Origin of the sequence: Domibacillus sp. PGB-M46, from assembly GCF_022668875.1 — a bacterium.
Taxonomy (GTDB): Bacteria; Bacillota; Bacilli; order Bacillales; family Domibacillaceae; genus Domibacillus.
In genome coordinates this window covers 346,306-362,443 of record NZ_JAKGCR010000003.1, presented here as the reverse complement: position 1 = coordinate 362,443, position 16,138 = coordinate 346,306, and the positions used below count along the sequence as shown (strand labels likewise).

The 16,138-nt window shown below is 43.2% G+C and carries 8 protein-coding genes; 4 read left to right on the top strand and 4 right to left on the bottom strand.

What is annotated here, in order from left to right:
* Positions 1 to 49: 49 nt before the first annotated feature.
* Positions 50 to 667, top strand: coding sequence for a hypothetical protein (locus tag L2D08_RS05865; protein ID WP_242232809.1), 618 nt, complete (start codon positions 50 to 52; stop codon positions 665 to 667).
* An 8-nt stretch (positions 668 to 675) separates the two neighbouring features.
* A complete protein-coding gene (locus L2D08_RS05860) occupies positions 676 to 4,446 on the top strand; it encodes a DUF5011 domain-containing protein (RefSeq protein WP_242232808.1) in 3,771 nt (1,256 codons plus the stop codon).
* 214 nt (positions 4,447 to 4,660) lie between these two features.
* Here L2D08_RS05860 and L2D08_RS05855 read toward each other — a convergent pair whose 3' ends face one another.
* The 4 genes from L2D08_RS05855 to L2D08_RS05840 are packed head-to-tail and all read right to left on the bottom strand — an operon-like array spanning position 4,661 to position 11,330.
* The gene (locus L2D08_RS05855) at positions 4,661 to 7,081 is read right to left on the bottom strand and encodes an RCC1 domain-containing protein (RefSeq protein WP_242232807.1); all 2,421 of its coding nucleotides are present in this window, start codon (positions 7,079 to 7,081) and stop codon (positions 4,661 to 4,663) included.
* A 21-nt stretch (positions 7,082 to 7,102) separates the two neighbouring features.
* Positions 7,103 to 9,112 carry a hypothetical protein gene (locus L2D08_RS05850; RefSeq protein WP_242232806.1) on the bottom strand — a complete coding sequence of 670 codons (2,010 nt, stop codon included), beginning with the start codon at positions 9,110 to 9,112 and terminating at the stop codon, positions 7,103 to 7,105.
* A gap of 14 nt (positions 9,113 to 9,126) precedes the next feature.
* On the bottom strand, positions 9,127 to 10,548 hold the full coding sequence (locus tag L2D08_RS05845) for a putative Ig domain-containing protein (RefSeq protein WP_242232805.1): 1,422 nt from the start codon (positions 10,546 to 10,548) through the stop codon (positions 9,127 to 9,129).
* Positions 10,549 to 10,559: 11 nt separating this feature from the next.
* Positions 10,560 to 11,330 (bottom strand): Ig-like domain-containing protein, encoded by a 771-nt coding sequence (locus tag L2D08_RS05840; RefSeq protein WP_242232804.1) that lies wholly within the window; start codon positions 11,328 to 11,330, stop codon positions 10,560 to 10,562.
* 164 nt (positions 11,331 to 11,494) lie between these two features.
* On the opposite strand from L2D08_RS05840, the gene L2D08_RS05835 reads away from it, so the two are divergent.
* Positions 11,495 to 14,053 (top strand): S8 family serine peptidase, encoded by a 2,559-nt coding sequence (locus L2D08_RS05835; RefSeq protein WP_242232803.1) that lies wholly within the window; start codon positions 11,495 to 11,497, stop codon positions 14,051 to 14,053.
* A 231-nt stretch (positions 14,054 to 14,284) separates the two neighbouring features.
* Positions 14,285 to 16,111, top strand: a complete 1,827-nt coding sequence (locus L2D08_RS05830) for a hypothetical protein (RefSeq protein WP_242232802.1) — start codon at positions 14,285 to 14,287, stop codon at positions 16,109 to 16,111.
* Positions 16,112 to 16,138 lie beyond the last annotated feature (27 nt).

The following is a 16,138-nucleotide window of genomic DNA, read 5'->3' as shown; positions in this document are numbered from 1 at the left end:
CTATATTACAGTGATAAAAGTAATACTTAAATAACAAGGAGGCAATATTTTGAAAAAAGTTATTTTATATATATTTGTGTATATTTTTAGTTTACTAATATTAAGTGAACCCGCTTCCGCAAAAATGTTGGATTTAAAGATTATTAACGATCCTCATAAAACATGGACTGTTCATTTCAATTCAGAAATCTCTTTTGAACCCGCATACAAAAACTATATTTATATTGAGGGTCCTTCCGGCACTCAACATCCGGTTGCACTAGAAAAGTCAATAGATTCAAAATCAGTTATGCTCGTTCCAGAGTCTCCTTTTTTTATTAATACCCCTTACCGGGTCATTGTGACAAATAACGTTATGTCAAAGTCCGGCAAGACCTTATCTGAAAAAACATCGATGCTATTTAAATTGCAAGGGGTGCATATTTCTTCGGTGGAAGCCGTTCTAAACCCAATCGTTACTAATATTGTAGCGACCGGAACAGGATCGGTTCATTCGATGACGGCTTCTATTAACGGCTCTGATGAAACAACGCTGCATGCCGGTATGTCCAAGCAATTTTCACGTGGCTTCCAGGGGCTGATGGACAAAGATGTCTTGAGGATTCGGGCCTACAACCTGCATGGAGATCTTTTAGAAGAACAGCACTATCAAATTATGGAACAGTAGGTGGCACAATGAAGCGAAAAATCTCGATTGTATTTTTATTTCTTCTGAGCTTTTCTCTTGTTTACCAAATGGCTTTTGCAGACGCTTTTCCCGGCATTGTCACAGGAAGCACGGTTGGCAGCACCGGCACCGGTACCGTGACGGTTACCAATGCGCCGCCCGGTTCCACACTGAAGCTTTATACCGAATCGGGAATGCTTCGAAAATCACAGCTGAATGCAGGGGCAGCAACTGTTTTCAATGACACGCTCCCCGGACGCTACTATGTGACATCTACAACCCTAAATGAAGAAGGCGAAGCGGTCGTCTCTGACCCGTCCAGCATTGTGAATGTAAGTCCAGCTGCTGTCGTCATTACATCTGAACGTGGATCTTCACAAATTAAAGTCACTGGCGGCGTTCCAGGCGCAACATTTACGCTTTACAACGAAACGCTGATTGGATTTGTGCCAAGGAAGTTGACTGCTGATGTAAGTGGCCAGCAGACCTTTACCGATGTGCCGGTTGGAAAAAACTATCGTGTTACCCAAACGGTTAATGGTGCAGAAAGTGCTTTTTCTGTTGATCTCGTCGATATTTTGCCAAATAAGCTGACCGCCATCGCAGAGAGCGACAGCGGAACATCCAATAATCTAGGCTCTCTTCGCGTGAACGGCGGGATGCTTGGCTATACAGTGGAATTGTATAAAACAACCGACCGTGAAACACCTTTTAAAACATTCGATTTTTCCACTTCAACCAGCTATGTATTTACAGGCCTGCCTGCCGGTAAATATGTGGCGGTTCAAGTTAAAAACGGGCTGATGAGTCTTGATTCCAATGAAGTAACGATTAAAGACGAGCAGGCTCCTGTGGTCACACTGACAGGGGCAAGCCAGATGCGCATCATTTATCCGGCAAGTTATATAGAGCCGGGCGTTACGGCAGCTGACAATGACGGGATGCCGGTTCAGGTCACAAGCGATGCTAATGAAGTGATCCCATCTCCTTCTATCCCGGGTGTATATAAAATTACATATACAGCGCGGGATACTGTCGGGAATGAATCTACTGCCGAGCGTGTGGTGACGATTGCTCCGAATGTAGTGACATTGAGCCCAGTGCACACAAGCCCAAATATTCCGGCTGATTCCACTGGCGAAATTACCGTTAACCAAGTTATTCCTGGCGCTTTCCTTTATTTGTACAAAGACACAGGGGACAGTGCGGAAGACAACCTGATTCAAACAATTACAAATACAAATGCGGAAACTTATGAAATCATTAACGTTCCGGTTGGTGAGCAGTATTATGTAATCCAGGAATTTAACGGCGTGAAAAGTGACCCGTCCAAGCGGATCGATGTTTTAGATAAAACACCGCCCGTTCTTTCATTAAATGGAGATGCTTCCATTACGCTAACGGCCGGGGAAAAATACACCGAATACGGTGCTTCTCCTACTGACAATATTGATAAGAGCGATCAGTTAAACGTAGTAACGAGTGGTTCTGTTGATATTCAAAAGCCAGGCATTTACACGATTACGTATCACGTAACAGATGCGGCAGGCAACAAGGCAAAGCCGATTACCAGAACCATTACGGTTAAGCCAGGCGCGGTTACTGCCATCGGAAGTTCAGCCGACATCGGCGAAATCGGTGTTAAGGGAGCTATGCCAGGAACTGTCGGCATTTTGACGACATTGTCTCTTTACCAATTGAATGATGAAGAAGATAAGTGGAATAAGGTCGACGAAGCCCAGCTAATGCCTGGCGAAACAACCCATGTATTTAAACCGTTTGGGCCGGGTAAGTATTATGTAACGCAAACAATCAATGGCCAGGTCAGCATCGAATCCAACATTGTGGATGTAATTGATACTGACCGTCCGGTGATTACCTTAATTGGGCCGGAAAAGCTGTTCTTTTCTTGGAATGAGTCGAAAGATCTTTACTATAACGGCGAGACACATGTATTCTCGGACCCTGGCGCATCAGCTGTCGATTATCTGGATGGCGATCTATCACAAAAGGTGACAGCATCCATTTCACCAGACGCGCCTTCATGCGGCAAGTTATGTGTAACCATTCCGCATCCAGGCACATATACATTGACTTACAATGTAATGGCTTCACGAGGTGCAGCAGCGGATGAGAAAAAACGTGTGCTGACGATTGCTCCGCCTAAGCCGCAAAAGTTGTCCAGCTATACAGGCGAAAGCACATTAACCGTTTCAGGGCTTTATGAGCATGAAACAGCGGTTGTTACCCTTTATAATGCTTATGACCAGAAAATGGATTCTAAAGCAGTAAAGCAAGCAGGTTCGGCAACGTTCAGCGATGTGCCAGCAGGGCTTGGATACTATGTAACGCAGAAAATCAACGGTATTGAAAGTGCGCCGTCCAACCCGGCAAATGTCAGTTTGCATCCTGAGGCTGACCCAACGAAATTCATCGGGTTTTCTGCTTTCTCTTTTCCTTCCATTCAAGCTGTTGGGGTTATTGACCATAAGGAAGGAACGATTCATGTTACAGTTCCGGCAAAAACGAATGTCACAAAGATGAAGGCCTCTTTTTCCGGTATTCAAGGAAATGAACAGATTACAGTGAAGGAGGAAGCACAAATAAGCGGCACTTCTGTGCAGGACTTTTCAAAGCCGCTTATCTATAAAGTTTACTCACATGACGGATCTTCTGCCAAAATGTATACCGTTACGGTGAAAATAGAGGAAATGCCTGCTGAGCCTGAAAAACCGGTTGTTCTTTGGCCAGATGCCTTGAAAAAGAAAATTGATTTAACCACTAACAAACAGGCGTTTACTGTTGCTCCTTCTGAACGTAACGCAGCGATAGAACACGGGGTCAGCTTTGAAAGCAGCAATAATGTGTTCCTCCATGTACCTCCTGCTGTTGTCACAGAAAGCACGGCGCCTATTTTAACAGCAAGAAACATGTCACAAATGGACGCCACAGTAGACAGTGACCCAGTCTGGAAAAATGATCTTTCCCAGCTGATTCAGATCCAATGGCAGGGCAGTCTCGTACAGCCAATTGAAGTACAGCTGCCAAATCCGTCCGGCCATGCATTTGTTCGCCTTGTGCGGGAGGATGGAAAACTATATGCGATTGAGCAGCCAAGCGAGAAAACGGAAAAAACGTTTGTCGGGCTCGTCAGCCAGCCAGGGACGTATGCCCTACTTCCAGCGATCACCCCGCCAAAATGGATTGAAAGCGGCACAGACCGCTATATGATGAACAATGCTCCATCAGGTACGTCTCTTTTCTATACAGATAAGAGCCTGCATGTTTCATTTGAGCGCAGCGCCCGTGTGCGCGACGCTGCTTCCTATGTATTTGACGCCCAGCCGTCTGTTTTAAGCAGCTGGCAGTCATATGTAAACGGAAAAGAAATTGAAGGAGCTGATTTATACGCAGTAGCAGTGCGTGATCAAATTATTAGCCGCCCGCAGCCGGTTCCAATGATTTCTGCTTTTGAATGGGCAGTTGATGAATATCCCCTTGTTCCTGTGTCAAAAATGTGGGCTATCCAATTCAGCTACCCGGTTGACCGAAAGCTCCTGTTTAATGATGTTATCTATATAACAGAGAATGGAGCGGGCAAGCGTGTGCCAGCTACGCTTCATATCAGTTTAGACGGTAAAATGGTAAATGTCGCGCCAAAAGAGCCATACAAACCCGGCGTATTGTATACGCTATGGATTGATAAGCAAATTGAAGGCGGCTCTAAGTCAAAGCATTTCCTATCTAAGCCGGTTAAGCTGACATTCATGACTAAATAAAGCAAAAAAGAGGCTTCTGCGGAGGCCTCTTTTCTGTTTGCAACAAGCTGATTAGATACAGACTAATCAGTGCATTAGCCGGGTCATTCTATAAAGTAATTGATAAAATGCAGTTTACTTATCTACTATGGTCCCCGTCCTATTGGGCAAAATATTTATTCACAAAAAAGGGTCCCGCTGTGTACTAAACTGTACCAGCGGGACCCTTTTATTTTTATAAGCCAATTGTAAATTTCATTTGAATTGGCTCTTTTAGTGCGGAACCGGTTGTTGTTTGAACACCTTTTTCAATGAAAATATAGTAGCTGGCACCGGCTGCATAGCGGAAGCCGTCAGCAAGCCTGATTTCAATTGTCCGTCCATCAGCAGAAGGCCAGATAGAAATCGGCACTTTCACTCCAGACTGGTTCATTACGTATACATTCTCTGAATGAAGTGTTGCTTTGTTGAGAGGCTGGTTAAATTTAACCTTCCATACTTTATTCGGGATAACCCCTGTCGGAAGTTCACCCAATGGCGGCTTAAACTCCCGGTAGCCGGCTTTTGGATAAGAAATGTTTATACCACCCGAATCGGATACTTTTACGGTAACCGTTGCTGTTTTGCCGCCGTCCTCTGTTGCACAGATAATAACTGCTGTGCCATTGGAAACGGCGGTGATTTTGCCCGTTTCATCAATATTGGCTACTGAGGGCTTACTGGAGCTCCAGTTGACATTTTTGTTTGTCGCATTTGACGGACTAACAACTGCTTTTACATATTCTTGTTCTCCAACAATAAGCGGCAAGTCGGGGCCTTTATTTAAGGATACTCCTGTTACCGGAACTTTCAATGGCAGCAGGGCTGAAATCGCAAACTGGTTGCGTGAATCACCAGTGACGGAATCGGTTTTCAAATTCGGATTAAGTGGATCGTTTCTTTTTTCATTATATGGACTTGTACCGGCGTCCCTCACAATAAAGGAGTAGTAGTATTCACCCGGCTCAAGCGTTTTGGTCAGTGTCCACGTATTATTTGGCTGCTTTTCAAGCGGAATTTCATCCCAGCCGCTGAAATTGCCGGCCACTGCTACATATTCTGTTCTTGCATCAAGCTCTAACAGACTATGGGGCTGATCATGACTGCTATAAGAAAAGGTCACCGTTTTCCCGTCAATAACCGGGCCTTCCGTTGCATAAATGGGAACGTTCAGTACACTGAATGAGCTGCCGAATTCATTGATTGTCTTGTTTCGGTTTAACGGATCCGTTGTCCATATGCCATTTACCATAAAGCCGTAATTATAGTCCCCTGGCTTCATCGTTACCTGAAGTTCCCATACATTCGGGCTGACTTCTTCAAGCGGGAGATCCACCCAGTCGTTAAAGCTTCCGCTTACTTTCACTGAACCTGTGCTGCTGTCGCCAAAGTAGCGGAACAGTACCTGGCTGCCCTGCACAAACGGAAATGCAGAAGCTTTTTTAACATTACTTATCCCGTGAACCTGTTTAAAAACAGGAAGATTTGTGTTGGGGTCGGAAGATGCCTTGTTCCACAGCCAAACGGTTCCATCTTCACGGGCAGCAATTGTAAAGCTGTCCGATCCGCCTCCTCCGCCTAATGCAACGGCATTCTCAACTCCTTTTACTTGAATCGGTGTTGAACGGCTTGTCCCTATCCCGGATGTATTACGTCCCCATGTCCAGACAGTTCCATCCTCTTTCAGCACAGCTGTATGGTTATCGCCGGCTGAAACTTCGGTAACGCCTTTCATGCCTTGTACTTGAATCGGCATGAGTTTCATTTCCTTGCCGCCGTCACCAAGCTGGCCATAGGAATTGGATCCCCATGCCCAAACAGCTGTGCGATCCTGCTTTAAAGCAAGCGTATGGTTGTCGCCCGCCGCTATTTCGGTAATACCGATTAAGCCTGGCACCTGCTGCGGTCTACTGTTTACATCCTTTGTCTCGCTGTTGCCAAGCTGGCCGGTTGTATTGCGGCCCCATGCCCATACCGTTCCATCACGCTTTAAAGCAACAGAATGCTCTGCACCGGCTGCCACTGCCACAACATCGGTGATACCTGCAACTTTTTCAGGCTTAGGCACATTCCCGGTCATGGCATCTTTGCCAGCCTGGCCATAGGCATTGCGGCCCCATGCCCAAACATTACCCTGCTCATCCACGGCAAGCGTATGCTGGTCTCCTGCTGCAATCGCAATAATTGCCGGCAGTCCTCCAACAGCTTTTGGATTGGCATCTCGATAAGCAAAGGAAGAATGGCCGAGCTGCCCTTCATCGTTGCGGCCCCACGTCCAAACAAGCCCATCTGCGTCTAAGACAACTGTATGGTGTCCTCCGGCGGCGACTGACTTAGCATTTAGAAATCGGTTGCCATCCGGCTTTTTTACTTGAAGCGGCGCTGCAAAGTTTAGCGCCGGCAGCGTCTGGGCACCCATCTGGCCATATTGGTTATCGCCCCAGCTCCAAACACTTCCGTCTTCCTTTAAAACGACAAAGTGTCCCTTTCCTGCTTCCATTACTTTTTCATGATGAATGGGTCCATACGCTTCTGCTGTGTAACTAGAAAATAGAAACACTGGCAGCAGCAGCAGGACAATCAAGATATTATATTTTCTTTTTATCCATGCAGCCATTTTATCTCACCACCATTTCTATTACCCTTCTACAAGAATCGGAACTGTTACATTGTAAACTGCTTTGTTATTTACGCCCTGCAGCACGATCGTTCCAGTGAACGGGAGTCCCTCTATCGGAAGGCCTTCGAGTTTTAATGTGTTTTTTTCATTGTCCCAATGCATGATTACGGAGCTGTCAAAGCTGTGGCCGATCACCTGCCATGCAGTGCCTGATGGAATCGGGTTTCCTTCACCGTCAACCTGGACAGAAAGGGCTTTTCCGATCTGGGCCCATCCATCGGGTGTATTATTCAGTTCAGCCGGATAGGTCCATTCCATTGGTGGAATGGTAATTACATTCTCTTCTCCGTCTGGAAATTCAATGCTGCCTGTGTAAGACGCAATCGTAGCGCCTTTCCCTGTGACTGTCAGCGTTTTTCCTTCTTCTACTGTCAGCGCACCGATTTTTGTCCCTTGATTTACATCAAGCGTTGTTGTTTGGGCGCTATGAACGGCTTCGTATTCTCCTTCAAGCGTAACGGCTGCTGTGCCATTCAGCTTAACAAATGGAATTGGAGTCGAAGTTACAATACGGATTGGCATACTATTAGCTGTTTCAATCCCGTTTGATGAAGCAAAATTGTACAAATGAACCGACTTGTTGTTGGCACTGATAATTTTTGTTGCCGGATCGTTTGTTGTCCCGTTTACAGTAGTTTGTTCAAGGATAGCGGTTCCGCCCTCGCCAATATCCAAAGAAAGGTCCCCATTTACGGTCACATGGTTTAAACGGACAGAAATCCCATTGCCTTTCAGCTCTACTTTACCCTTGATTTCCGCTGGACCCTCAATCGTGACGGATCTGCCTACTGTAAGAGCCTGTCCATTAAGGTCAACATTGTTCACTAAATGAATCTTTTCCAGTTTGTCGTTAGCAAGCGCCATTTTCAGTTGCTCTACATCTTTGACACTGACAGATTTTTTTGCGGCGGCATATGTAATGCCGAGTGTATCAAGCTGGCTAACCGGTATATGGGTTACAATGTTTTCAAGCAACGTCTTATCAGCCATTAAATCATACAATGAATAGGCCTGCCCAAAAATTTCTGGTGAAACAGTGACGTAGTCATTAATAATGTAGTCTTTTTTCGGGTCTGCGACCTTCAAACGAAACTTTCTTTCTTCGAGAAAGCGCCCATACTCGTTATATGTACGCAGCGTAAATTCAGAAGCGGTTTCGCTTTGATTATCCGTAATCTGATTAATACCAGCTTGTCCCATTGAAAAGCCTTCTATATCTTCGCGGCGCATTATGTCCCGGCTGTACTGACTTCCAAACAATGTGCCAAATTCCACCTTTAAGCGTGCTGCTTCCTCATCGGCATAAATATCAATGTTAGAAAGCGCCGGACCGATTTGGTCAGGGATGACGCCCTGGTAGCGATGGATCGTTTCAATTCCAGTAATAAACACTTTTGGTACATGCACATATACATCACGGGGCGCATTATACTTAAAAACATTATTATTGATAATAGAAGCATCTGTATCAATAAAGGTTGACTTAAAACCTGGTAAAATATCATAAATATTGAAGGCAATGCGATACTCTTCCAACTGGTCAAAACGAGTTGTTTCTTTGTCAATGATGATTTCATAGGCCCATTTTTCTGGATTTGTATAGTCTACTAACTCCATGTTTTTAAACAGAATGGTGATAACATTGCCCGACTGCGTAATATCTTTAATAATATTTAACCGTTCCGTACCGTCTTTTTGCACAACATAAAGAGGGCTTGTTTCCGGCGAGGCAGGATCGAATAAGTCTCTACTATCAACTTTTTTATCACCATTCGTATCTTTCAGCTCAATCGTTTTGTCGAGCGTAATTTTCACTTTATTCATTGAGCTAATTCCATTGAAGAGCTCGGTTTCTTTTTCAAATGTATACTCATATGGCTTCGTAGCTGCCTCGGTATCAGGGGCGGCAGACAGCACAGCCCCTGATACCAGCGCAAACGCGAACATACGCTTAAGCAATGTGTTCATTTTATTCCCCCGTGTTACTGGATAACGAGCTTTTGAGATTTTGTTTCAAGCAGGTTCCCATATTTATCGTAAAGCTGGATGATGACTGGATTTCCTTTCGTAAACGCGGCGCTGGCAAGGCTGTACTGGCCGGCTCCTTCATAATGGGCTGGGATGCCATTAATCGTCACACTATACACTTCAGGATTTACGTCAACAATCACGGTGTAAATATTGAGCATTTGGAAGTAACCGAACGACGTATTTTTCAAATAGTTTTCGTCTACAACATGTACTGTAGCCTGAACCATAAAACCAGTATCACCAATCAGGCCTTTTGCTGTTACTTCTCCTAAAACAGTTGTATCCACTTCATTCCAATGGACTGTTTCTTTACCGATTGACTTATCTTTATATGTGACAGTTACTTCTGCTGGAAGATTCGGCTTTTCTCCACGCTTTACGTTTATTGGATACAGCTTTTCGACCGAAGCGATATAGGAGTCAACCACTCCAATGGTGAAAGATCGCTCTGCTGTATCACCGACGGCGTCTGTTACTTCTATGGTAAACGTGTTTGTGCCGGCTTTTGTGGGCAGGCCAATGATTTCACCCGTTTGTTCATTTAACTTTAAGCCGTAAGGTATCGTTCCTGACCGCTTTTTAAATGTATAAGGTGCCCTGCCATGGCGTGCTTCGACTTTTTCATAGTATTCACTTTTCAAAACGCCGTTTGGCAGCTCCTTAGCAGCCAAAGCAAGAAACGTCAGCCGCTTGCCTGTTGAAAAATCAAGTACTTGCATCGCATCCTGCTGCGTTAAAATTCCGTCTGCATCAACGTCCGCTGATAAAAATGCTTCTTTTTCTGTAATAAAGTTTCCGTTAATATGCTGAAGAATCCGCATAGCGCCTGTAGCAGTGACTTTGCTGTTACCCACTACATCGCCAATGGGCATTTTATTTTTAATTTCTCCATCGAGCTCTTTCACGGCTACATCCGCATTATAACGGCCTTTGACTGACACCGCAGACAAATCCAGTGTGACAGCTTTTCCCGGTGTAAAAGAGTCGGACAAGTTATACGTTATATAGCCAATAACAGCCTGGCCGCCTTTGATTTGCTGTGCATCAGGGCTCTCTGAGTAAAAATCGATGACCAGCTTTGAATCTTCCACATTACTGATTGTTCGAAATAAATTATTAGTAAACTGCTTTGAAGGCGTAAATTGAGCTGTTTCTACGCTAACCGTGTTCTCGGGAAGAGTAATCTCTGCGTGTCCAGACATTAGATAAGTAATATTTCGAATCGTTACCGGCACAACGGCTTGATCGCTGGTGGAGCGTACCTCTCCCACTTCCATCAGCGTCTCTGTTGCGGCCCCTGCTGAATTAATTGTATAAAAGGAAGCTGCCGCAATTATGGAAGCTGCCGCTGCTTTTAACCACTTTTTAGCCATCTTCTCTCTCCTTACTCTACCGTAAACTCATATTTAATCGGATTCTTCAATTGCTTTCCATCCTGTCCGCGTATCTGATCAGAAATAGTGATTGTATAAGTTCCACTTGCATATGGCACTTTTGGCACGATATTAAACGATGTTTTATCTGACACTTGTACATTCACATCAATTAGCTTTCCATATTTATTAGTAACCCAGACATTGTGCTTGTTGACCGTTGCCGGATGAACCGCATTGTTCAGCCGTACGATCCATTCTTTATTGTTTTTCACTTTTGAATCACGCTTTTGCTCGCTCCCTGGAAACGGTTTTACTTCGCCATCAAATGTCTTGACTGCCAGCGTCGACAAATCGGCTTTATATAGCTCTGCATCTTCAATATTGACCGCTGTTTTTTCAATGGTCTTGGCAAGACGCGCCTGGAATGTTAGTAACGTACCTTTCTGCAACTCTCCTTCCGCCTTTGCCCATGTTGCTTCAATCGTTCCCGGAGAAGCACTGTTGATTGAAGTTAGGTAGCCATCAAGCTCACTGCCTGCTTCTGTTTTTGAAATCGTTAACGCTGTATCGTCATAGGAAAGCTTAATGGAGCCGCCCGCACTTTCTTCGGCACCTTCTACATATACAGTCACCGTTACGACTTTCCCTTTCGTACCTTCATAGGCAGTTGTAGCCCCAATAACAGATTCTGCTTCAGCCGCTTCTGTAAGTATGGACGGCTGCACAATAGAAAGCGCCATAAGGCCAGCGATCATTTTCCCCATTGTTAATTTTTTCATATTTTCAGGCACATGATTACCGTGCCATCCTCCTTCCGATATATTCTCATCTTTGTTATTTATCGGCTAATTTCTGAAAAACTGAAGAAAAATGTCTATAAGTTCTTAATTTGATCGCTTATAATCGGACTAAGTAAAAATTACTTGTACGGAGAGTGACAGTTATGGTCAAAAGAATTATAGCCCTTGTTTTATCTATACCTTTATTACTAATTAATGTTTCACTTCCTTCTTCAAAGGCTGAAATTCCAGATTTACAGGCAGTGATTGAAAAAGAAAAAGCAACGGCTGCAGTAAAACAAAAACAAATTCTAGTTCTGTATGATGAAAAAGTTAGCCGTATTAAGAAAAAAAACATTCGTTCCTCTGTTTCTTCTTCAGTATCCAGTCTTAAAGCAATCAGCCCGACAACGGATGTTCTTACTCTTTCCAACCAAAAGCATATTTCTCAAGTCGTTAAAGAGCTGAAAAAAGAAAAGCATATCAAAGCGGTTGAAGCCAATACAATTTTGCGGTCTGTTTATTCTACTAATGATGCTATGCTTCAGGAGCAATGGTGGATCAGGGCCATCGAGGCGCCTAAAGCATGGCTCCATAAGGATGCTCAAAAGAAAGATGTCGTTGTCGCTGTAATTGACTCTGGGGTTAACCTGAATCATGAAGATTTAAAAAATCAAATTGTGCCAGGTGCCTATGACTTTTATAATGAAACGTCCGAAATAAACGATCTTACTGGTCACGGTACAATGGTTGCTGGCACGGTAGCAGCTCAAACAAACAATGAAATAGGCATTGCCGGTTCAGCCGGCGAGTTCAATGTGAAAATTTTGCCGATCCGTGCTTCTGACTATGAAGGTTCTTTTTATTTAACCGATACGGTTCAAGCCATCAATTATGCGGTTGAACAAAACGCCGATATTATTAATTTAAGTCTTGGCGGAAGCAATTACTCTGCTATTGAAAATGCAGCTATTCAGCGTGCTGTTGAAGCTGGTATTATTGTCGTTGCCGCTGCAGGAAATGGAGCTGATGAGGGTAATGCTGTTTCCTATCCTGCTTCTTATGAAAATGTAATTTCAGTTGGAGCTGTTGATTCCAATAAAGAAAGATCATTTTTCTCGACTCATAATCAATATGTAGATGTTGCTGCACCTGGATCGGCCATCTTGACGACTTCTTCAGATGGGAAATATGAAACGGCGGACGGCACATCATTTGCTTCACCGATCACTGCCGGTATTTTAGCTATGGCAAAAAGTATTTATCCAGCGCTTTCATCTGAGGACGCTGTTAAATTAATACGTGCTTCGACAGAAGATCTTGGTCCTGCCGGCTTTGACAACGAATATGGATATGGACTAATAAATGCGGAGCTTGCCGTTAAAAATGCTCTTGATTATGCAGCACCTAAGCATGTAACTGGCCTTTCATTAGACAAGCAGCAAATTTATTTAAATTTAGATGTACATGCAAATCAAGAAATTTTGAAAACAGCATTAAATTCTCCCACTAAACCTGAAGGGGCGCTCATTAAAAGCCAGCCCTTAAAAAATAATGTTTACTATGAAGAAGAACCAAATAATGAACAAGCAACGGCTAATACAATTTCTGCTGCTGGAACCGCCTTTGGCTCCATTACAGAAACGTTTGATGATACGGACTATTATCGCTTTACTATTGAGGAGAACGGCTTATTTGTTTTAACGGGCGGCTGGACTAGTGAAAACACGGTTGGAAAAGGGTGGGAAGAGGACCTGGCATTTGACTTATTTACCGAAGACCTTTCTCCTGTTACTTACAGCTATCATTCCGGGCCGGAGGATTCTTTTCAATATTTAGGGTATCCGTTGGAGGCAGGTACTTATTATTTAACCGCTTATCAGCTATCCGATTATCAGCATCTATATACAGATGAGTGGTATCAATTCAGCACAGAAATGCTGTATGAAAAGCCAGCAGCAGCTTTAACTATGCTGACCAAAAAGCTGTTTATGAAAAAAGGTGAAATGACGCAGGCTGAAGCAGTGCTGACTCCTACGGACGAAGAGCATAATTTCGAATGGTCTTCAAGCAACCCTGCAGTCGCGGCTGTTGATGACAAAGGCTTGATTTTCGCACAAAATGCAGGTAAAGCGATAATCACGGCCTCCTGGAACGGACAGACCGTTTCGTCCGTTGTGAAGATAACGGCAGAAACCAAAAAACCGACTGAGGCCTTATTTGAAACAATTCTTCCAGAAAATGCAGATAACCAAACGCTACAATGGTCCAGCAGCAATCCAAAAGTAGCTTCTGTTGACTCAAACGGAATTGTAACGGGAGTTAGCAGCGGAACTGCCGTTATTAAAGCAGTTACGGAAGATGGCGGTTTTACCGCTTCAACAAACGTTAATGTGACAGGTACCCTGCCTCCGATTATCTGGACAGACTTTGAAGCCCAGAACGTTGATAAAACTAAAACATTTACTATAACTTTTAATTATGAAATTGATCCGGCTTCTTTAGATACAAACTCCATTTTTGCAGCAAGTGATCCTTCTGGTATACATCTAATCGATTCTTTTACAGCATCAGTGAATCCTGCAAACAAAAAACAAGTACTGGTTTCTCCTAAAACGGAATGGGATACCGGTGACTATTATTTATTTATTAAAGATAAAATTAAAAGTACGAACGGTAAGGTTCACAAAAATCTTGTGCGGATGAAATTTATCGTGAAATAAACTAAAAGCTGCGCCAGCCGAGGAAGAAATTCTCCTGTAGCGCAGCTTTTTATGTTTTGTATAAGTAAGGCGCGGCGCCCTTTGCCCTTATTCGAGTTCTCATGCAGAAATTTCCCATAGGCATTGTAGGTAATATGAATATTTATAAAGCATTTGATTTCATCATCTAGAATTCTAACTAAAGGAATGATAAAATAATGGATAAAATAAGAAATGCAGGGAGGAAATAGTTTGAGGAAAATAGTAACGCTAGTTCTAACAGCTGCATTGCTGCTGCCGAATGCTTCATCTGGATTCGCGGCGGACTCGCTGCCTGTTAAAGTACAGAATGCAGAAACTACTATTACGTTGAAAAAGCAGCAAGAAGAAGAAAAGGCACTAGACTACATAGAAATTATGAAAGAAGAGTACACAATCATTGAAGGAGGAGATCTTGGTAAGTGGGATATCGACATCGCAGCGTATTACAAAGACGGCTCGCACGAATATGTTGATTATGAAAAGGCAGCTTTCACTTCTTCAGATGAAACAATTTTCACAGTAGAGGAATATCACCTAGGCGGCCAATCCGCAGGTGAAGCCGTTTTAACTGTAGAATACAAAGGAGCAAAAACGTCAGTCCCGATTAAGGTTATTGAAAAAAAGGTTGACGTCGTTCTTCAGCTTCCTGATGATGTTCAAGCGGAACATCTTTCTTTATGGGAGTTGAATTATCAAGAAGAAAATGATTATTATGGATACATGAGTATTCAAACAGAAGCGGATTCTGAAAAAAATGAATTGGAAATTTACGGAATAGACTGGACAGCAAAAGGTCCGTTCATCGGATTCTTCACGGAAGGTAATCGTCTTTATAAATTTGTCATCAATGGGGAAGACCGCGGAAAAGCTGTTCAAGTTGCTGTTGAAGAAGAAGAGTATACAAAATTAGAATTAAATCTTCCAAACACAACTGGAAATATTGTTTTAAACACCATTTATTTGAGTTACTTTGATGAAAATAATACGAGAATGCCTGCTGCTGCTTTTCACCATATTACAAAAGAAAATGACGTCCTTTACGTGCCAAAAGGGGCATACTCTATGCAGATTACCGCAACAGAAGAAGGAAATGTATACAACTTATTAACAGACAAATTAAACTTCGAAAACCAGGACGAAACGGTCCTATTTAATAAAGAAGATATCGCAAAGTTAACACTAAACCTTGACTTTGGTGCCAGCGCTAGTGTGGATAACTTAGCACTATGCAGCTTTCAATTTATCGACTCCTGCTACCACATTTACTATGATGGTGCAGAAAAGCTAGAAAATCTATATGCAAGTAAAGCCACATACAATTTTCATCAATTTAATGTGAAGGTTGACGAAGAATGGACGTACGAATTCCGAAAAGAAAACATCGATGTTTCAGTGGATCAAACGATTCATATCGGCGGGAACCTGACCACTACCCTTAAGTTTAACCAAGATACCTATAATGGTGGTCAGTATGTTCAAATGTACGGCCAAAATGAATTGCTTGAAATAACAGATGAGTACGGGAATCACCTGACAAATGTACGAAAGAATGATGAAAATATCTCGGGGATCTTAACATTTAAAAACGCCAAAGAAGAATATGAGGTTGAGGTACCAAACCTTTCTTATCCGATGATCAAACTGCCGAATGCAGAAGGAACATTTACAGTTTCTTTTTCATTCAAGGAAGGATCAAGCCAGCCGAAAAAGCCTGATGTATCCGGTGAGTGGGAAGTCTGGAAGAAAAATGACAGGGTTGTAGCGGCTGATTACAAGTGGACAATTGGCTTCAATAAAGAGCTAAAAGCCTCAAGTGTAAATGGAGAAAGTATTTTTGTTGTAAACGAAGATGGATACAAGGTCGAAGGAATTAACGTAAGCCTGGCGGAAGATAAAGAAAAGGTATATGTTTCCGCTCCTGCCGGTACAGGCTATGAATCCGGTAAGAAATACACGCTTTACATCAGCGATGGAGTTCAGACAGAAAAAGGAAGCAAGCTGGGTAAAAGAACAAAAATGACTTTTACAGTCGAGTAACAAAAAAGCTGCGCCACAGGAAATCTT